This window comes from Enterovirga rhinocerotis, from assembly GCF_004363955.1.
GTDB lineage: Bacteria > Pseudomonadota > Alphaproteobacteria > Rhizobiales > Beijerinckiaceae > Enterovirga > Enterovirga rhinocerotis.
Window position 1 is genome coordinate 392,390 of sequence record NZ_SNZR01000011.1, and the last position, 17,347, is coordinate 409,736.

Genomic DNA, 17,347 nt, shown 5'->3' on the forward strand with positions numbered 1-17,347 from the left:
GTTCCGCTCAGCAGGCGATGCGGTGCCCCGGGCTCAGGCTGTTGCGGATCGCGGCCTGGCTGTAGGGCTTCGGGATGAAGCGCGCATGGCGCAGCCGCTCCGGCAATTCGCTCTGCCGCGAGCCGGACACGAAGGCGAAGGGCACGCGGCGCTCGTCGAGCCCGGCCGCGAGCTCGAAGCTCTTGCCGTCCGGCAGGTCCACGTCGAGGAAGGCGAAATCGGGCGTGTCGGAGAGCTGCTCGTGCATGTCCGCGAGGCTGCCGCAGAGGCCGACCACCTCATGGCCGCAGCCTTCCACGATGAGCTGAAGGTCGAGGGCGATCAGGGGATCGTCTTCGAGGATCACGATACGCATGGTACGCTCCGTTACGCCGCGTCCCGCGGGGCGGAGACCGGCTCGGCTCCGCAGGATGCCAGGGGAGAACCGGTGGGCGTGACCGCCCGTTCCAGCTCCGTCGACCACCAAGGCGCAGGATCGGCGCGCACGGTTAAGCTTAAGTTACGCGTAATCGAATCGCTCGAATTCGATCGATCTTACGGTGCGCCATCAATAGAAAAGGGCGAAGCCGAGGCTTCGCCCTTCATCCCGTCCACAGTGATGTCGTGACGAGGTGCTAGCGATCCGGCCGCCGCGTCCCGCCGGCGCCCTTGAGGTTCTCCCCCATCAGCGCGCGGCCCTGTTCGGCGACATCCCGCGCGATGTCGTGAGCATAGCGCAGGCCGTCGCGCTTGAACTCGTCGGCATAGCGCCCGAAGGCGCGGTTCTCCCGACGCGTCGCGGGCAGCAGCGAGCCGATGAGAAGGCCGGCGGCAAGCCCCGCGACCCCGACCATGATCGGGTTCTCGTCGATGAAGCTTTCGACGCCGCGGCGGCCGCGCCTGAACTCGACCGCACTCCGGCGCCGCGCGTAGGTCGCGTTCCTCGCGACGGATTCGTAGCCGTCATGCGCCCATTCCGAGGCCCGCTCGTAGCGGTCCGAGACCGCGTCACGGACGTGCTCGGCGGTGCGGGAGGCTTTGTCGGCGACGTTATGCGCCGCGTCCCGAACCGCCTCCTGGGCGCGGTCCAGCGGACCTGTCGCCGCCTCCTCGTCACCGCGCCGTTCGGGCTTGCGGTCGAGGCCCACGGGGTCGCCGCCGTAATGCTTGTCCACTTCGCTCATGATCGCCTCCGGTGGTGTCAGGCCTCGACGCGCTTCGTCTCCGCGCCATCCGCGAGCGGATGGCGGGACGAGACGTCGGGGTCGTAAACGCGTGTATGTCCGGTGTTCAGCGCGGGCACCGCGACCTCCTCGCCTGGGGTCCGCTCCCGCTCACGGCTCCGCCCCATCCGGTGGATGAGGAAGCCGATGCCGGCGGCCGCCAGCATCACCGGGAGGGGATGGCGGTTGAGAAGGCCGCGCAGCACGTCCTGGCTGCCCTCGAGCCTCGCGACGGCCGGGCGCGCGACGAATTCGTCGACCATCCCCGTCACCGTGAGCTTGTCCTGGATGCGGCCGATCGTCTGCTGCAGCCGGGCACGGGTCGCCTCCGCCTCGGCTTCGAGATCGCTCATCTCGCTCATGGCGCGGCCCTTTCCGAGAGAATGTCGGCGTCGCGCCGGACCGACCGCGCCGTCCGGGCCGGGGTCAGGCTCGCCGCGGAGACGTAGCGACGGCCGATCAGGATGAGGACGAGCGCGATGACGGCGAGCAGCCCGCCGACGATCAGCGCCGAGATCCATTTCGAGCCGGTGACGATCTCGAGCCCGTAGACCAGGGCCTGCGTCAGCCAGATGAGCGACGCGACCGCGAACACGGAGGCGGCGAGGAACATCCCGGCCCCCTTGGCGAAGCCCGTGGCGTTCGAGGCCATCTCCGCCTTGAAGAGGGAGAGTTCCGTCCGCGCGAGCGAAGCGCCGTCCCTAAAGACGGCGCCGACGAGATCCTGCAGGCTCGGTCCTGGCTCGGCCATGGCGCGTCCTCAGACCTTTGCCGCCGGGCGGCGGCGGCGCTCCGCGACGACCGCGCGCCTCGCCGCGGACCCCGCCGACAATTCGTCGGCCGACGACTTGATGAAGCGCGCGAGAAGGAACCCCGCCGCGAGGGCAACGGCTCCGACGACCGCCGGGGACCGGCGGGCATAGGCTTCCGCCTCGTCGTAGAGATCCCCGAAGCTCCGCTCGCGCAGGCCGCCGGCAAGCTGATCGAGCCCGTCGGCCGCGCTTTCGACGAAGGCCTGGATGCTCGGGCGCTCGCCGAAGCTGCGTCCGGTCTCGCGCAACCCCGTCGCGATATCGGAGACCGATTGCGCCGCCTCGTCCTTGCGCCGGTCGGCGAAGCCCGTCGCCTGGTCCTTCGCGCCCTGGAAGAACTGCCGGCCCTGATCGACCGCCGCGCTTTTCAGGTCATGGGCGGCGCTTTTGACCTCGTCGGCGACGGAGCCGAGATCGACGGGCTTCTCCTCAGCCTGACGCGAGGACGAGCGTGCCGCGTCCGGCTCGTCCTTCCAGTCCCGAACCCGATCGACCATGCCTCGTTCCTCCGGTTCCAGTGATGCTGCGCTAACACCGGCGCTTTCGCCGGGTTCCCGCCTGAGAGCGTATCGTCACTGCCCGACCCCGATCGAGTCGGCCATACGGGCTCCACGCTTCCCGATCGGGCGCGGCGGTCCGTCCGTCGTGTCCCTGGCCGTCTGATGCTCGGTCTCGGCGCTGATCTCGGCGCCGACCAGGACCACGGTCGCGGAGAGCCACATCCAGGTCATGAAGCCGATCACCGCGCCGAGCGAGCCGTAGGTTTCGTTGTAGGAGCCGAAATTCGCGACGTACCAGGAGAACAGCATCGATACGCCCATCCAGCCGAGCGTCGCGAAGATCGCCCCCGGGCTCAACCAGAGCCAGCGGGCCCGCCTGCGGCTCGCCCCGTAGCGGTAGAGGATCGAGATGGCGACGAAGGTCAGGAGAGCGAGGGCGGGCCAGCGCCCTGCCCAGACGATCCAGCCGGCCATCGAGCCGAGGCCGACGAATTGCAGCACGACCGGGATGACGACCACGGCGACGAGCGCGAGGACCAGGAAGGCGATGGCCGCGAAGGTGAAGGCGAGGGACCAGAGGTTCAGCACGACGATGTTGCGCTTCTCCTCCTCGCGGTAGGCGACGTTCAGGGCATCGAACATCGCCTTCATGCCGGCATTCGCGCTCCAGAGGGAGATGCCGAAGCTGACGAAGAAGGTGACGCCGAGCGCCGTCTCGCCGCCCGAGGCGAGGCGCTTGACCTGCTCGCCCACGATGTCGATGGCCCCGTCGGGCAGGAAGCCGGAGAGGGCGGTGAGATGCCCCGCGATCGTCGCGGGGTCCGCGACGAGACCGTAGAGCGCGACGAAGGCGCCGATCGCCGGGAACAGGGCGAGGAGACCGTAGAAGGCGACGCCGGCCGCGACCGCGAGGATGCGGTCGCGGGAGATCGAGTCGAAGACGCGGGAGGCGATGTCCCACCACCCGCGCGGCGGGATCGCGACGGGATGTTCGGCCTGCCGGCCGCGGCCCGGTTCCGCCGCACGCGTGGTCCATTCGTCCTGCCCGCCCCTCGGCTTGACCGGGTCTCCGGCCTCGACCGGCCGCCGGCTCGCACCTCCCATGAGCCTGGCCGCGCCGACGATGGCGAAGGCGGCCGCGAGAGTCCCGACTGAGGCGGAGAGAGAACCGCCGGCCTGAGAGGAGACGGGACTGGACGATGGGTCGGGCATTCACGGTTCTCGAGCCGGGCGAGCCATCCACGCGGCGTGACGCAAACGGTCACACCCCGCCCGCGTTCCCGCTCCGTCTCGGTAGACGGCACTCCGGCGACGCTGTATCCGTCAAGATATCGCGATGGGAGACACCGCATGAGGCCGATGACGCGTCTTTGGATGGGAATGGCGGGCCTGTTCGCCTGCATCCTCGCGGGAGGGGCTCAGGCGCAGAATGCGCAGGGGCCGACCGTCTTCGCCGCCGCGAGCCTGAAGAACGCGCTCGAGGAGATCACGGCCGCCTGGGCGAAGGACAGCAAGCCGCCGGTCAAGGTCTCGCTCGCCGCGTCCAACACCCTCGCCAAGCAGATCGAGCAGGGCGCTCCGGCCGATCTCTTCTTCTCCGCCGATCTCGACTGGATGGACTACGTCGCGGGCAAGGGCCTCGTCCGGCCCGAGAGCCGCGTCAACCTTCTGGCGAACGCCATCGTCCTGATCGCGCCGAAGGATTCGACCGCGACCGTCAAGGTCGGTCCGGGGATGGACCTCACGGGCATCCTCGGCCAGGGCCGGCTCGCGATGGGCAACGTGGATGCGGTCCCGGCCGGGAAATACGGCAAGGCCGCGCTCGAGAAGCTCGGCGCCTGGGCCGGCGTGAAGGACAAGGTCGCCCAGGCCGACAGCGTGCGGGCGGCCCTGCTGCTCGTCTCGCGCGGGGAGGCGCCGCTCGGGATCGTCTATGCGACGGATGCGGCGGCCGATCCGAACGTGAAGGTCATCGGCACCTTCCCCGAAGGCAGCCATCCGCCGATCGTCTATCCGGTGGCGGTGTTGAAGGACGCGAAGAGCGAGGCATCCGCCGCCTTCCTCGATTATCTGCGTGGTCCGGTGGCCGGTGCCGCGTTCCGCAAGCAGGGCTTCACGATCCTGAACAAGCCGCATTCCGGATCGTAGACCGTCCTTCATGGACTGGTCCCTGCGTCCCGAGGAGTGGACGGCGCTTCGGCTGAGCCTGCTCGTCGCGACGATGGCGACGCTGGTCAGCCTCGGCCCCGGCCTGCTGGTGGGCTGGCTGCTGGCCCGCAAGCGCTTCTTCGGCAAGGCGGTGCTCGACGCGCTCGTGCACCTTCCCCTGATCCTGCCGCCGGTCGTGACCGGCTACATCCTCCTCGTCGGTTTCGGCCGGCGGGGCGTGATCGGGTCGTTCCTCGAAAGCACCTTCGGGATCGTGCTCGCCTTCCGCTGGACGGGCGCGGTGCTCGCCTGCGCGGTCATGGGCTTCCCGCTTCTGGTGCGGGCGATCCGTCTTTCGATCGAAGCCGTCGACCGGCGTCTCGAGGATGCCGCCGGCACGCTCGGAGCCCCGCCGCCCTTCGTCTTCCTGATCGTCACGCTGCCGCTGATCCTGCCCGGCATCCTCGCCGGTGCGATCCTGTGCTTCGCCAAGGCGATGGGCGAGTTCGGGGCGACCATCACCTTCGTCGGCAACATTCCCGGCGAGACGCAGACCCTGTCGGCAGCGATCTACACCTTCCTGCAGGTGCCGAACGGCGATGCCGGCGCCCTCAGGCTGACGCTCGTCTCGGTCGGTGTGTCGGTCCTCGCGCTGATCGGGTCCGAATGGATGGCGCGGCGCATCGGTCGCCGCATCGCGTCGGCATAGGAGCGTGCCCAGGCGCGCTGTCCGGCCATGCGGGCGCCCGCATTGGCAGGGAAGCGGCCCTTTGCTAGACGGCCCGATCCCGCGGGCGCCTTCGCATCCCGCATCGCCAGGTTGGCTCCACCGCCCGTGACGTCCCGGTCCGTCATCGTCCTCAGCGCCGACGAAGTGCGCCGCGCTCCCTACGCGCTCGCGTTCGCCGATCTCGTGCGCGGCTTTCGCATGTCCCAGCTCTGGGGGGCGATGGCGTGGTTCGAGATCCGCCAGCGCTACACCCGCTCGACGCTCGGCCCGCTCTGGCTGACGCTGAGCCTCGCGATGTATACGGGCGCCATCGCCGTCATCTACGGCGCGCTCTTCAAGACGCCGCTCTCGGAGCTTCTCGCCTATCTCACGGTGGGCATGGCGATCTGGACCTATTGCACGGCCATCCTCAACGAGGGCTCGATCGTCTTCGTCGTCTCGGAGGTCGCGATCAAGCAGATGCCGGCGCCGCTGAGCGTGCACATCTACCGGCATGTCTGGCGGACGCTGATCCTGCTCGCCCACAACGCCATCGTGCCGGCTCTCGTGCTCGCCTGGGTGCATCCTCTCGCATCGCTCAAGGGCGTGCCGGAGGCCTCGATCGGCCTCCTCATCCTCGTGATCAACAGCGTCGCTGTCGTCATCACGCTCGGCACGCTCGGCGCGCGCTTCCGTGACCTCTCCCTCCTGATGACGAACCTGACCTCGCTCCTGTTCTTCGTCACGCCGATCTTCTGGCGGGCGGAGCAGCTCGGCGACCGGCAATGGATCGCGCTCGTCAACCCGACCTATCATTTCATCGAACTGATCCGGGCCCCGCTGCTCGGAGGGCATGCGGCCCTCTCGACCTGGATCTTCGCGCTCGTCTTCACGGCGCTGAACTGCGCCGTGGCCTTCCTGCTCTACGCCCGGTTCCGCTGGCGCATCCCGTACTGGCTCTGAGGCGCGCCATGAGCTCGATCGACGTCGAAGGCGTCAGCGTCAGCTTCCCCCTCTACGGGGGAATGGCGCGCTCCCTCAAGAACCGCATCATGTCGAGCGCGACGGGGGGACGCGTCGGCTCGGACCGGCGCTCGCGCACCGTCATCCAGGCGCTCGAGGACATCAACTTTTCCGTCCAGCACGGCGAGCGCGTGGCGCTCGTCGGCCATAACGGGGCCGGCAAGACGACGCTGCTGCGGGTCCTGTCGGGCATCTATCCGCCGCTCGCCGGCCGCCTCGTCATCGACGGGCGGGTCGCGCCGATCTTCGATATCGGCCTCGGGATGGACCCCGAGGCGACGGGCTACGACAACATCCGCATCCGCGGCCTCTATCTCGGCCTGACCCGCAAGGAGATCGAGGCCAAGATCCCCGAGATCGCCGAGTTCACCGAACTCGGCCCCTTCCTCGACATGCCGATGCGGACCTATTCGGCCGGGATGCAGACGCGCCTGTCCTTCGCCGTCTCGACCAGCGTCGATCCCGAGATTCTCCTCCTCGACGAGGGCATCGGGGCGGGCGATGCGTCCTTCATGGAGCGGGCGCGCGAGCGCCTGCGCGGCTTCGTCGAGCGCTCGGGCATCCTCGTCCTCGCCTCGCACGATGCCGGGCTTCTCGCGCGGCTCTGCAGCCGGGCGATCCGGCTCGAACACGGGCGGATCGTCGATGACGGCCCCTTCGACGACGTGATGGAGCGCTTCGGCAAGGCGACGGAGCGGCATCTCGCCGAACAGTCGCGGGATGCCACCGCCGCGCCGCAATCCGACAGCAAGTCCTGAGAGCGAGACGCCGATGCCCCAACCGTCCTTCCCGACCCTGGCCCGACTTGCCGACGATCTGGAGGCGGGACGGACGACGAGCCGTGCCCTCGTCGAGGAATGCCTCGCCCGGATCGAGGATCCGGCGGGGGAGGGCGGCCGGACCTTCATCAGCGTCGACCGCGAGGGGGCGCTCGCGGCGGCCGAGGCGATGGACGCTCTCCGCCGCGCGGGTGCGCCTCCGTCGCGCTATGCCGGCATTCCGGTCGCCATCAAGGACCTGTTCGACATCGCCGGCCAGGTCAGCCGCGGCGGCTCGAAGGCCCTCGACGACGCTCCTCCGGCGGAGCGCGATGCCGTTTCCGTCGCGCGCCTGCGCCGGGCGGGGCTCGTCGCCATCGGCCGCACCAACATGACCGAGTTCGCCTATTCGGGCCTCGGGCTGAACCCGCATTACGGCACGCCGGCCTCGCCCTGGCGGAGGGACGAGCAGCGCATCCCGGGCGGCTCGTCATCGGGATCGGCCGTCGCGGTCTCGGACGGCATGGCCTATGGCGGCCTCGGCTCGGATACCGGCGGCTCTTGCCGCATCCCGGCCGCCTTCACCGGCACGGTCGGTCTCAAGCCGACCGCCCGGCGCGTGCCGCTGGACGGCGCCCTGCCGCTGTCGAGCAGCCTCGATTCCATCGGCCCGATCGCCCGTTCGGTCGCCTGCTGCGCGGCACTCGACGCGATCCTGTCCGACGGCCCCGAGCCGGCCGCGCCGCTCGCCTCCGTGGCCGGCCTCCGCTTCGCCGTGCCGACCACCCTCGCCCTCGACGATCTCGACGCGACGGTGGCCGAGGCCTTCGACCTTGCCCTGTCCCGCCTGTCTGAGGCCGGTGCCCGCATCGAGCGGATCCCCGTGCCGGAATTCGCCGAGATCGCGCCGATGAACGCGAAGGGCGGCTTCACGGCCGCCGAGAGCTTCGCCTGGCACCGCAAGCTGCTCGCGGAGAGGCGCGACCTCTACGATCCCCGCGTGTCGTTCCGCATCGCGCGGGGCGAGTCGATCTCGGCCGCCGACTACATCGACATCCTGGAGGCGCGGCGCTCGCTGATCGCGCGGGCCGCCGAGCGCCTGTCCGCCTTCGACGCGGTGCTGATGCCGACCGTGCCGGTCGTGCCGCCGAGGATTTCCGATTTCGACGGTGACGAGAAGGCCTATTCGCGCATCAATCTCCTCGTTCTGCGCAATCCGACCTTCATCAACATGATCGATGGCTGCGCCCTCTCGCTGCCCCTGCCGGCGGCGGAGGAGGCGCCGGTCGGGCTCATGGTCGCGGCGCCCGGCGGCGAGGACCGGCGGCTGCTCGCCGTGGCCGGCGCCATCGAGGCGCTGTTCGGGGGAGGGCGGGCATGACCGGCCAGGATCTCGGCTTCGCCATCCATACGCGCACCGGCACGATGTCGGTGCGGCTCCCCGTCCGGCGCGCGGTCATCGCGGGCTGGACCGGGCGCGACGCCGCGGCGCGCGATCATCACATCGCCGAACTCGAGGCCCTCGGCATCGCCCGCCCCGCCTCGACCCCGATCTTCTATCGGGTTTCCGCGACGCGAATCCTCTTCGCCGACGCGATCGAGGTCAGCGGCGGAACCTCGAGCGGCGAGGTGGAGTTCGTGCTCGTGCGGGCCGGCGGCAAGACCTATGTCGGCGTCGGCTCGGACCATACCGACCGCGAGGTCGAGACCTACGGTGTCACCGTGTCGAAGCAGATGTGCGACAAGCCGGTGGCGCCGGAGTTGTGGCCCTACGAGGAGGTCGCCCCGCATTGGGACCGGCTGATCCTTCGTTCCCACGCCGTGATCGACGGGGCACGCGTCCTCTACCAGGAGGGCGCGCTCTCCGGCATGCTTCCGCCGGGCGAGTTGATCGAGAAGGGCTTCGGCCCCGGCGGCATTCCCGACGGAACGGTCATGTTCGGCGGCACCTTCGCCGCCAAGGGCGGCATCCGGCCGGCTTCGCGCTTCGAGTTCGAGCTCGAGGATCCCGTGCTGGAGCGGCGGATCGGTGCCGGTTACGACATCGTCGAATTACCGATCCTCGGCTGAGGCGCTGCCATGCTCCAGGTCCATCGCAGCGCCGGACCTGGGACGCCCCTGACGGCCGCGCCCGACGCCGTCCTCGACCCGGCCGCGATCTGGCTCGACCTCGACAATCCCACGCAGGAGGAGACGGCGTTCGTTCTGCGCATGACGGGGCTCGTCGTGCCGAGCCTGACGCAGCTGAGCGAGGTCGAGATCTCCTCCCGCCTGCGGCGCGAGCACGAGGCGGTCTATCTCTCCGTCCCGATCGTCTTCCGGGACGAGCACCGCCGCGCCCGCATCACCCCGGTGGGCTTCCTGCTGACGGAGAAGCATCTCGTCACCGTCCGGTTCGAGGATCTGAAGGCCTTCAAGTCCTGCCGCGAGACGATCGAGAAGCACGACCTCCATCATCCGTCCGCTCCCGGCATCCTCGTCACGCTGCTCGAAGCGATCGTCGACCGGCTCGCGGACGTGCTCGAGGAGACGGGCGAGGATATCGACCAGCTCTCCGAAGAGGTGTTCGGACGGGATGCGGACCCCTCGCGCACGCGGCGCCCGAAGGTGCAGGGCCAGCGTCTCCGCGTGACGCTCCGCCAGGTCGGGCGCTACCGCCAGCTGATCTCGAAGATCAGGGCGACCCTCCTTGCGATCGGGCGGCTCGCCCCCTTCCTCGAGGAGGAGGCCTCGTGGCTGTCCGAGCCGACCCGGGCCCGGCTGCATACCGTGGAGCGGGACGTCGTCTCGCTCGACGAGTACGAGGCGCATCTGTCGGACAAGGTGCAGTTCCTGCTCGATGCCGATCTCGGCCTCATCAATATCGAGCAGAACGACACCTTCCGCGTCCTGACCGTGGTCTCGGTCGTCGGCATCCCGCCGACGCTGGTCGCGAGCCTGTACGGCATGAACTTCGTCAACATGCCCGAGCTGAAATGGGAATACGGATACGTTTGGGGTCTGTCCCTGGTCGTGCTGTCGGCGGTCCTGCCTCTCGTGTGGTTCCGGTTGAAGGGCTGGTTCTGAGCGATTGACAATGACGGCCCGGCGGCCTTCAGGAGGGGCCGTCAGGGAGGACTTCATGACCATTACGGCAACCCGGCGCGCCGCGCTCGCCGGTTCGGCAGCGACGCTCGGGCTCTTTTCGATCGGGACGGCGCGCGCCGCGGATTTCACCTACAAATTCGCGACCAACCTTCCGACCAGCCACCCGCTGAACGTGCGCCTTCAGGAAGCCTTCGACCGCATCAAGGCCGAGACGAACGGCGCGCTGGTCATCAACCTCTTCCCGAACAACCAGCTCGGCTCCGATACCGACGTGCTGCAGCAACTGCGCACCGGCGCGGTCGAGTTCTTCACGCTGTCCGGCATCATCCTGTCGACCTTCATCCCGACCGCCTCGATCAGCGGGATCGGCTTCGCGCTGCCCGATTACGACACCGTCTGGAAGGCGATGGACGGGCCGCTCGGCGCCCTGATCCGGGCCGAGATCGCCAAGCAGCCGATCGTCGCCTTCGAGAAGATCTACGACAACGGCTTCCGCCACCTCACGACCAGCACGAAGCCGATCAACAGCCCGGACGACCTGAAGGGCGTGAAGATGCGCGTGCCCGTCAGCCCGCTCTGGACCTCGATGTTCCGGGGCTTCGGCGCCTCGCCCATCTCGATCAACGGCGCCGAGCTGTATTCCGCCCTCCAGACCAAGGTCGCCGACGGCCAGGAGAACCCGCTCGTCGCGATCTGGGTCACGAAGATCTTCGAGGTCCAGAAGTACCTCGCCCTCTCCGGCCACATGTGGGACGGGTACTGGCCGCTCGCGAACAAGCGCGCCTGGAACGCGCTGCCGAAGGACATGCAGGCCATCGCCGCGAAGCACATCAACCAGGGCGCCGTCGACCAGCGCGCCGATCTCGCGGCGCTCGGCGGCAGCACGCGCAAGGATCTCGAAGCGGCCGGCATCGTCTTCAACGAGGTCGACAAGGCCGCCTTCCGTGACCGCCTGCGCGAGGCCGGGTTCTACAAGGAATGGCGCGGGCGCTACGGCGAGCAGAACTGGAAGGTGCTCGAACAAGCTGCCGGCTCCGAACTCTGAGGACCGGCAGCATGAGCGAATCGACTGCACCGCGCGGCCTCGGGAGGATGGAGGGCAAGGTCGCCCTCGTCTTCGGTGCCGGCTCGTCCGGACATGCGTCCGGCCATACCGGCTGGAGCAACGGCTCGGCGGCCTCGGCGCTCTATGCGCGGGAGGGCGCGCGCGTCGTCGCGGTGGACCTCGTGCCGGCAGCGGCCGAGGCGACGCGCGACATCATCCTGAAGGAGGGCGGCGAGGCCATCGCCGCGAGCGCAGACGCGACGAAGTCCGACGACGTCGCCGCCGTGGTCGGGCAGGCGCTCGCCGCCTATGGTCGCATCGACGTGCTGCACAACAATGTCGGCGTGACCATCATGGGCGGCCCGCTCGAGATCTCGGAGGAGAGCTGGCGCCGGGGCCTCGACCTGAACCTCACAAGCGCCTTCCTCGCCTGCAAGCACGTGCTTCCCGTGATGATCGAGCAGGGCAAGGGGGCCGTGGTCAACATCTCCTCGGCAGCGGGCGCGGTCGTCAACGAGTACCCCTACGCATCCTATTATGCCTCGAAGGCCGGGCTGAACCATTTCACCCGGGCCATGGCGATCCAATACGCGAAGCAGGGAATCCGCGTGAACGCGATCATGCCCGGCATCATGGACACGCCGCTGATCTATTCGCAGATCTCGGGGCAGTACGGCTCGGTCGAGGACATGGTCGCCGCGCGCAACGCCCGGTCTCCGACCGGGCGGATGGGGGATGCCTGGGACGTCGCCCGCGCCGCCCTGTTCCTCGCCTCGGACGAGGCCAAATACGTGAACGGTGTCATCCTGCCGGTGGATGGCGGCTTGACCTGCCTGTAGCGACGGCGCCGGCCGTCCGGGTCGGCGGCGTCCTCACAACCCTTTCGAGACGGGAGAGGCGATCGTGAAGCAGGCAGGGGTGAGCCGGCGCATGCTGATCGGTATCGCCGGGGCTGCGGCGATCGGCGGGACCGCGATGATGGCGTGGCCCGCCCTGGCCCAGACGCGTCCGCGCTATCTGCTCGCCACAGGCGCGGCCGGCGGCAGCTTCCATGAATACGGGCCGGTTTTCGCCGAGATCGTCGGCCGGCGCGCGAGCATCGACCTCGATATCCATGCGACGGCCGGCAGCAACGACAACATCCGCGCGCTCGCGGCGGCCGAGGCGGATCTCGGCCTCGTCAGCCTCGGTCCGGCCTACGGGGCCTGGAACGGGCTCGGCCGTTTCGCGGCCGACGGCCCGCAACGCGGCCTGCGGGCCCTGTTTCCGATGTACGAGGCGCCGCTCGCCCTTCTCGCGCTGCCGGGCAAGGGCATCGGCAACCTGTCCGACCTGCGTGGGCGAAAGGTCGGCGTGGGTCCGGCCGGCGGGCCGGCCGACATCGTCTTCAAGGGGCTCGCCAAGGCGCTCGGGATCGAGGCGCGTGCCGTGACGGGCGCGCCCGGCGATCTCGCGCGCAAGCTCGAAGCCGGTCATCTCGACGCGCTGTGGTCCGGCTCGCCGCTGCCTGTCGCGGCCTTCGCGGACGTGCTGGAGAAAACCGGCGGCGTGATCCTCGGCCTCGGAGGCGATGAACTCGCGGCCCTGCGCGCCGCCTTCCCGTTCTTCACCCCGGCGGCGATCCCGGCTGCCACGTATCGCGGCCAGAGCGCCGCGGTCGCGACGGCGTCCGTCTGGAATTTCGGCCTGTGCACGGATCGTCTGCCCGACGACGTCGCCTATGCCCTGACGCGCGCGGCTCTGGGCGATGCCAAGGAACTGGCGGCCTTCGTGCCGGCCGCGGCCCGCACGAAGGCCGCCGACGCGGCTGCGAACACGTTCCTGACCTTCCATCCGGGAGCCGCGCGCTACTATCGCGAGGCGGGGGTCGCGATCCCGGCCGCGCTCGCGCCGGGCTGAGCCGCACGGCTCCTCTCAGAAGAGGCTCGGCTGTCCGTCGGGCGCGGCTCGCTCGATCGCGAGCAGCCGGTGCTTCGTCTCGGCGCCGCCCGGGGCGGAGAAGCCGCCGATCCGCCCGCCCGCCGCGAGGACGCGGTGGCAGGGGACGACGACCGGGATCGGGTTGCGGCCGAGCGCTGCGCCGACGGCGCGGGCCGCGCCCGGCTCCCCGATCCTCCGGGCCATCTCGCCATAGGTCATCGTCTCGCCGGGCGGGATGGTGAGCAGCACGTCGTAGACGCGCCGGTCGAAATCCGGCACGCCGTCCCAATCGAGCGGCAGGTGGGAGAGATCCCTCCGGCCGTCGCCGACCAGCGCGCGGATCGCCTCGATCGCCGCCGTCGTGGCCGGATCGGGCGAGGCCGGCACGGCGTCCGGGAAGCGGCGCAGCAGCTCGCTTCGCGTGGCCGCCTCGTCGCCTTCCGGAAGCCGCAGGCCGACAAGCCCGCGCTCGGACCAGACGAGACCGATCGTGCCGATCGCCGTCTCGAAGAGCGCGAAGCGGCGAGCCATCGGTCTCGGCCGGGCTTACTTGCCGTAGCCGGGTGCGCCCATGGTCGGCAGGACCGGGGCGGTGGCCGCGCCGTAGACGTCCATGCGGCGCTGCGTGCCGTAATCGTCCGAGCGCCCCGTGCCGCTCGTCGCGCTGGCATCGCTGCGGCGGTTGGCGGCGCTGGGGGTGCAGGCGGCGAGGCTCGCTGCGGCCAGCATGGCCGCGATCAGGCCGAATGTCTTCATCGTGTCCTCTCGTTTCCCAATTCTCGGAAGGGTGCTCAGCGCCCCATGCGCTTTGCGACCTCTTCCAGCATCACCTCGGTCGCCCCGCCGCCGATGGACTGGACGCGGGCGTCCCGCGCCATCCGCTCGATGGTCGATTCGCGCATGAAACCCAGGCCGCCGTGGAATTGCAGGCAGGCGGCCATGACCTCGTTCACGAGGTCTCCGCAATAGGCCTTGACCATGGACACCTCGCGCGTGGCGTCCGCGCCCCGCGCGTCCAGCCAGGCGGCGTGGTAGACGAGTTGGCGTCCGGCCTCCACCTTCGATTGGAGCATGGCCATCCTCTGCCGGATGGCGCCCTTGGCCCAGAGCGGCTCGCCGAAGGCCTGCCGGCTCGTCAGCCAGTCGAGCGTGAGGTCAATCGCGGCCTGGGCCTCGCCCATCGCCATGGCGCCGATCACCGTGCGCTCGTTCTGGAAGTTGCGCATGATGGCGTAGAAGCCGTGGCCCTCCTCGCCGAGGAGGTTCGCCGCAGGGACCCGGCAATTCTCGAAGAAGAGCTCTGCCGTATCCGACGAGCGCCAGCCGTGCTTGTCGAGCGCGCGGCCGACGCGCAGGCCGGGCGTGCCCTTCTCGACCAGGAACATCGACACCGACCGCGACGGGCGCTCGCCCTCGCCGCCGGTCTTGGCCGCGACGCAGTAGAGATCGGCGAGGACGCCGTTGGTGATGTAGATCTTCGAACCGTCGAGGACATAGGCGTCGCCGTCGCGCCGGGCGCGGGTGCGGATGCCCTTCACGTCGGAGCCCGCGCCGGGCTCCGTCACCGCGACGGCGCAGATCTTCCGGCCGGCGACGATGTCGGCCATATGCGCGTCCTTCTGCGCCTGCGAGCCGGCATGGGCGATGTGCACCGAGGCCATGTCGGTATGGACGAGCGCGGTGATGGCGAAGCCCGAGAAGGTCGAGCGGCCGAGTTCCTCGGCGAGGACGACGGTCGCGAGCGTGTCGAGTTCCGAGCCGCCATATTCGGCCGGGTAGCGGATGCCGAGGAAGCCGAGTTCGCCCATCCGCAGCAGGATCTCGCGCGGCGTGAAGCCCTGCTCCTCCCAGGCGAGGCCGTGCGGCTTGACCTCGTCCTCGACGAAGCGACGGATCTGCTCGCGCAGCATCTCGTGCTCGGGTTCGAAATAGGGCGAACGAGAGGTGCCGGATTCGGCGTCGGCCTGAGCAAGCGCGGTCATGGGGGAGGGTCCCGAGCGTTTCCGAGCGTCTGCCCGTCATAGAGGTTTTTTGCGCCGGGTCACGTCGGCCGACACCGCCGTCCCCGCCCGATTCCCGAAGCGCCGCGTCAGGGCCCGCGCCGCGGAAAACGGATGATCGAGCGCCTGTCGTTCCTGAACTTTCGCTGAACTCTTGGTGCGGACCGTGACGATTCCCTTGGCATCATCGCCATTCGCTTGATAGGCTTGTCCGACACGGGGCGCGCCGGCGGCAAGCCGGCCCGTCCGGAGATATGGGGCCTTGCCAGATCTGAGCGATCCACTCGCTCACGCCGATTGGGGGCGTGGACCACAAGGGGCACGCGCTCCCGCCGAAGGCGTGGCACAGGCCCCCCGTCGCTCCTATCCGCACGCCGTCAAATCGAGACCGAATCCCCGCCGGGCCTCGCCGGCCTATGCCGCTCTCGATCTCGGCACGAACAATTGCCGGCTCCTGATCGCCGAGCCGTCCTATCACGAGTTCCGGGTGGTCGACGCCTTCTCCCGCATCGTCCGGCTGGGCGAGGGGCTGGGCCTCGGCGACACCCTCGGGGAAGAGGCGATCGAGCGGACCGTCGCCGCCCTCAAGGTCTGCAAGTCGAAGATCGACTCGCGCAACGTCCTGCGCTCGCGGCTCGTGGCGACCGAGGCCTGCCGCCACGCCTCGAACGGCCTCGCCTTCATCGACCGCGTGCGCGACGAGGTCGGGCTCGATATCGAGATCGTCGACCGGCAGACCGAGGCGACGCTCGCGGTGATGGGCTGTGCGTCGCTCGCCCATCCGAAGGCCGGCTCCGTCATCATCTTCGACATCGGCGGAGGCTCGACCGAGGTCGCCTGGCTCGACGGGCAGACCGGGGGCGACGCGATCTGCGCGAGCGAGCGCATCCGGGCCTGGGACAGCCTGCCGGTCGGCGTCGTGACCCTGGCCGAGCGCTACGGCTCGGCGCGCGTCACCCACGCGATCTTCGAGGACATGGTGGCGGAGGTCGGCGGGCGGCTCCTGCCCTTCGCGCTCAAGGCCGGTCCGGCCGCCGCGACGCCGGGCTTCCACCTCCTCGGCACCTCCGGCACCGTGACCACGATCGGCGGCATCCATCTCGGGCTCGAGCGCTACGACAGGCGCCGCGTCGACGGGATGTGGATGCATGGCGACGATGTCGAGGTCGTCACGGACCGGCTGATCGAGAGCAGCCTGCAGGAGCGGGCGAGCAATCCCTGCATCGGCCGCGACCGGGCCGATCTCGTCCTCGCCGGCTGCGCGATTCTCGAGGCGATCCGGCGAGCCTTCCCGTCCCAGTATCTGCGCATCGCCGATCGCGGGCTGCGCGAGGGGATCCTGATGTCGATGATGCGCGAGGACAAGGTCTGGTCGCGCCGGAGCCGCACTTGAGCGCATCGGAACGGGGCGGCCGGGGAGCGGGCGCCGGAGGCAAATCGGCGCCGGGGCGACAGAAGGTCAGGAAGGGTGGCAACCGCACCCCCTCCCAGCGCGCCTGGCTCGAACGTCAGCTCAACGACCCCTATGTCGCGCGGGCGAAGCGCGAGGGCTATCGCTCGCGCGCGGCCTTCAAGCTGATCGAGATCGACGACAAGTACCGGCTCTTGAAGCCGGGCGGACGGGTGATCGATCTCGGAGCCGCCCCCGGAGGCTGGGCGCAGGTGGCCGCGGCGCGGGTCGGCCGGGCGACGGGGCGCGGCCGCGTGGTCGGGATCGACCTCCTGCCGATCGACCCGCTGCCGGGGATCGACCTCATCGAACTCGACTTCATGGCCGACGAGGCGCCCGATCGGCTGCGCGAGCTTCTCGACGGGGAAGCCGATCTCGTCATGTCGGACATGGCGGCGAACGCGACCGGCCATCGCAAGACGGACCATCTCAAGATCATGGGGCTCGCCGAGGCGGCGGCCGAGTTCGCGCGGGCCGTGCTCGCGCCCGGCGGCGCCTATCTCGCGAAGGTGCTGCAGGGCGGAACGGAGAACACGCTCCTGGCCGATCTCAAGCGCGATTTCGCGGTCGTCCGCCATGTGAAGCCCGCCGCCAGCCGCTCGGATTCCGCCGAGCTCTACGTGCTCGCCACCGGATTCCGCGGCCGCGCCGATTCGCCGGCATCCGAGCCGTCCGAGGACTGAGTCGCCGCTC

Annotated in this window: 21 protein-coding genes; 12 read left to right on the forward strand and 9 right to left on the reverse strand. The window is 69.7% G+C overall.

All coding sequences use genetic code 11. The features are described from left to right. Positions 1–7 precede the first annotated feature (7 nt). From EV668_RS02440 to EV668_RS02465, 6 genes are all read right to left on the reverse strand, one after another. Positions 8–355 carry a response regulator gene (locus EV668_RS02440; RefSeq protein ID WP_133768259.1) on the reverse strand — a complete coding sequence of 116 codons (348 nt, stop codon included), beginning with the start codon at positions 353–355 and terminating at the stop codon, positions 8–10. Between the two features lie 259 nt (positions 356–614). Continuing rightward, positions 615–1,163, reverse strand: coding sequence for a hypothetical protein (locus tag EV668_RS02445; RefSeq protein ID WP_133768260.1), 549 nt, complete (start codon positions 1,161–1,163; stop codon positions 615–617). A gap of 17 nt (positions 1,164–1,180) precedes the next feature. Further along, a complete protein-coding gene (locus EV668_RS02450; protein ID WP_133768261.1) occupies positions 1,181–1,564 on the reverse strand; it encodes a DUF3618 domain-containing protein in 384 nt (127 codons plus the stop codon). Further along, positions 1,561–1,953, reverse strand: a complete 393-nt coding sequence (locus EV668_RS02455; RefSeq protein WP_133768262.1) for a phage holin family protein — start codon at positions 1,951–1,953, stop codon at positions 1,561–1,563. The genes EV668_RS02450 and EV668_RS02455 overlap by 4 nt, the downstream gene beginning before the upstream one ends. A gap of 9 nt (positions 1,954–1,962) precedes the next feature. Then, positions 1,963–2,511 carry a hypothetical protein gene (locus EV668_RS02460; RefSeq protein ID WP_208111471.1) on the reverse strand — a complete coding sequence of 183 codons (549 nt, stop codon included), beginning with the start codon at positions 2,509–2,511 and terminating at the stop codon, positions 1,963–1,965. A 75-nt stretch (positions 2,512–2,586) separates the two neighbouring features. After that, positions 2,587–3,726 (reverse strand): YihY/virulence factor BrkB family protein, encoded by a 1,140-nt coding sequence (locus tag EV668_RS02465; RefSeq protein WP_133768263.1) that lies wholly within the window; start codon positions 3,724–3,726, stop codon positions 2,587–2,589. A 168-nt stretch (positions 3,727–3,894) separates the two neighbouring features. Between EV668_RS02465 and modA the strand changes: the two genes are divergently transcribed. From modA to EV668_RS02515, 10 genes are all read left to right on the forward strand, one after another. Beyond that, positions 3,895–4,662 (forward strand): molybdate ABC transporter substrate-binding protein, encoded by a 768-nt coding sequence (modA, locus tag EV668_RS02470; protein WP_425359609.1) that lies wholly within the window; start codon positions 3,895–3,897, stop codon positions 4,660–4,662. Positions 4,663–4,672: 10 nt separating this feature from the next. Then, positions 4,673–5,371, forward strand: a complete 699-nt coding sequence (gene modB, locus EV668_RS02475) for a molybdate ABC transporter permease subunit (RefSeq protein WP_133768265.1) — start codon at positions 4,673–4,675, stop codon at positions 5,369–5,371. 126 nt (positions 5,372–5,497) lie between these two features. Beyond that, positions 5,498–6,334: an ABC transporter permease gene (locus tag EV668_RS02480; protein WP_166652314.1), complete on the forward strand. Its 837-nt coding sequence runs from the start codon at positions 5,498–5,500 to the stop codon at positions 6,332–6,334. Between the two features lie 8 nt (positions 6,335–6,342). After that, positions 6,343–7,152: an ABC transporter ATP-binding protein gene (locus EV668_RS02485; RefSeq protein WP_133768267.1), complete on the forward strand. Its 810-nt coding sequence runs from the start codon at positions 6,343–6,345 to the stop codon at positions 7,150–7,152. A 13-nt stretch (positions 7,153–7,165) separates the two neighbouring features. After that, complete coding sequence (locus tag EV668_RS02490; protein WP_133768268.1) at positions 7,166–8,533, forward strand: amidase; 1,368 nt, start codon at positions 7,166–7,168, stop codon at positions 8,531–8,533. Further along, complete coding sequence (locus EV668_RS02495) at positions 8,530–9,222, forward strand: DUF2848 domain-containing protein (protein WP_133768269.1); 693 nt, start codon at positions 8,530–8,532, stop codon at positions 9,220–9,222. Before EV668_RS02490 ends, EV668_RS02495 begins: the two co-directional genes overlap by 4 nt. A gap of 9 nt (positions 9,223–9,231) precedes the next feature. After that, entirely contained in the window at positions 9,232–10,218 is a 987-nt protein-coding gene (locus EV668_RS02500; RefSeq protein ID WP_133768270.1) for a magnesium transporter CorA family protein, read from the forward strand. A 61-nt stretch (positions 10,219–10,279) separates the two neighbouring features. After that, on the forward strand, positions 10,280–11,284 hold the full coding sequence (locus EV668_RS02505) for a TRAP transporter substrate-binding protein (RefSeq protein ID WP_166652419.1): 1,005 nt from the start codon (positions 10,280–10,282) through the stop codon (positions 11,282–11,284). A gap of 11 nt (positions 11,285–11,295) precedes the next feature. Beyond that, the gene (locus EV668_RS02510; protein ID WP_133768272.1) at positions 11,296–12,123 is read left to right on the forward strand and encodes an SDR family NAD(P)-dependent oxidoreductase; all 828 of its coding nucleotides are present in this window, start codon (positions 11,296–11,298) and stop codon (positions 12,121–12,123) included. A gap of 91 nt (positions 12,124–12,214) precedes the next feature. Beyond that, on the forward strand, positions 12,215–13,183 hold the full coding sequence (locus EV668_RS02515; RefSeq protein ID WP_133768273.1) for a TAXI family TRAP transporter solute-binding subunit: 969 nt from the start codon (positions 12,215–12,217) through the stop codon (positions 13,181–13,183). Positions 13,184–13,198: 15 nt separating this feature from the next. On the opposite strand, the gene EV668_RS02520 is transcribed toward EV668_RS02515, so the two are convergent. Genes EV668_RS02520 through EV668_RS02530 form a run of 3 tightly spaced genes read right to left on the reverse strand, consistent with a single transcriptional unit; the run spans position 13,199 to position 15,186 of the window. After that, entirely contained in the window at positions 13,199–13,735 is a 537-nt protein-coding gene (locus EV668_RS02520) for a methylated-DNA--[protein]-cysteine S-methyltransferase (protein ID WP_133768274.1), read from the reverse strand. A 15-nt stretch (positions 13,736–13,750) separates the two neighbouring features. Continuing rightward, a complete protein-coding gene (locus tag EV668_RS02525; protein WP_133768275.1) occupies positions 13,751–13,960 on the reverse strand; it encodes a hypothetical protein in 210 nt (69 codons plus the stop codon). A 35-nt stretch (positions 13,961–13,995) separates the two neighbouring features. Next, the gene (locus EV668_RS02530; RefSeq protein ID WP_133768276.1) at positions 13,996–15,186 is read right to left on the reverse strand and encodes an acyl-CoA dehydrogenase family protein; all 1,191 of its coding nucleotides are present in this window, start codon (positions 15,184–15,186) and stop codon (positions 13,996–13,998) included. 358 nt (positions 15,187–15,544) lie between these two features. On the opposite strand from EV668_RS02530, the gene EV668_RS02535 reads away from it, so the two are divergent. Both EV668_RS02535 and EV668_RS02540 read left to right on the forward strand, forming a co-directional pair. Continuing rightward, a complete protein-coding gene (locus tag EV668_RS02535) occupies positions 15,545–16,597 on the forward strand; it encodes a Ppx/GppA phosphatase family protein (protein ID WP_133768277.1) in 1,053 nt (350 codons plus the stop codon). Continuing rightward, positions 16,594–17,337 (forward strand): RlmE family RNA methyltransferase, encoded by a 744-nt coding sequence (locus EV668_RS02540; RefSeq protein WP_133768278.1) that lies wholly within the window; start codon positions 16,594–16,596, stop codon positions 17,335–17,337. Before EV668_RS02535 ends, EV668_RS02540 begins: the two co-directional genes overlap by 4 nt. The last annotated feature ends 10 nt before the right edge of the window (positions 17,338–17,347 follow it).

Bases quoted from the DNA above. Each gene is read 5' to 3' on its own strand.
- EV668_RS02440 (WP_133768259.1), bottom strand. From the start codon at position 355: ATGCGTATCGTGATCCTCGAAGACGATCCCCTGATCGCCCTCGACCTT.
- EV668_RS02445 (WP_133768260.1), bottom strand. From the start codon at position 1,163: ATGAGCGAAGTGGACAAGCATTACGGCGGCGACCCCGTGGGCCTCGAC.
- EV668_RS02450 (WP_133768261.1), bottom strand. From the start codon at position 1,564: ATGAGCGAGATGAGCGATCTCGAAGCCGAGGCGGAGGCGACCCGTGCC.
- EV668_RS02455 (WP_133768262.1), bottom strand. From the start codon at position 1,953: ATGGCCGAGCCAGGACCGAGCCTGCAGGATCTCGTCGGCGCCGTCTTT.
- EV668_RS02460 (WP_208111471.1), bottom strand. From the start codon at position 2,511: ATGGTCGATCGGGTTCGGGACTGGAAGGACGAGCCGGACGCGGCACGC.
- EV668_RS02465 (WP_133768263.1), bottom strand. From the start codon at position 3,726: ATGCCCGACCCATCGTCCAGTCCCGTCTCCTCTCAGGCCGGCGGTTCT.
- modA (WP_425359609.1), top strand. From the start codon at position 3,895: ATGGCGGGCCTGTTCGCCTGCATCCTCGCGGGAGGGGCTCAGGCGCAG.
- modB (WP_133768265.1), top strand. From the start codon at position 4,673: ATGGACTGGTCCCTGCGTCCCGAGGAGTGGACGGCGCTTCGGCTGAGC.
- EV668_RS02485 (WP_133768267.1), top strand. From the start codon at position 6,343: ATGAGCTCGATCGACGTCGAAGGCGTCAGCGTCAGCTTCCCCCTCTAC.
- EV668_RS02490 (WP_133768268.1), top strand. From the start codon at position 7,166: ATGCCCCAACCGTCCTTCCCGACCCTGGCCCGACTTGCCGACGATCTG.
- EV668_RS02495 (WP_133768269.1), top strand. From the start codon at position 8,530: ATGACCGGCCAGGATCTCGGCTTCGCCATCCATACGCGCACCGGCACG.
- EV668_RS02500 (WP_133768270.1), top strand. From the start codon at position 9,232: ATGCTCCAGGTCCATCGCAGCGCCGGACCTGGGACGCCCCTGACGGCC.
- EV668_RS02510 (WP_133768272.1), top strand. From the start codon at position 11,296: ATGAGCGAATCGACTGCACCGCGCGGCCTCGGGAGGATGGAGGGCAAG.
- EV668_RS02515 (WP_133768273.1), top strand. From the start codon at position 12,215: ATGCTGATCGGTATCGCCGGGGCTGCGGCGATCGGCGGGACCGCGATG.
- EV668_RS02520 (WP_133768274.1), bottom strand. From the start codon at position 13,735: ATGGCTCGCCGCTTCGCGCTCTTCGAGACGGCGATCGGCACGATCGGT.
- EV668_RS02525 (WP_133768275.1), bottom strand. From the start codon at position 13,960: ATGAAGACATTCGGCCTGATCGCGGCCATGCTGGCCGCAGCGAGCCTC.
- EV668_RS02530 (WP_133768276.1), bottom strand. From the start codon at position 15,186: ATGACCGCGCTTGCTCAGGCCGACGCCGAATCCGGCACCTCTCGTTCG.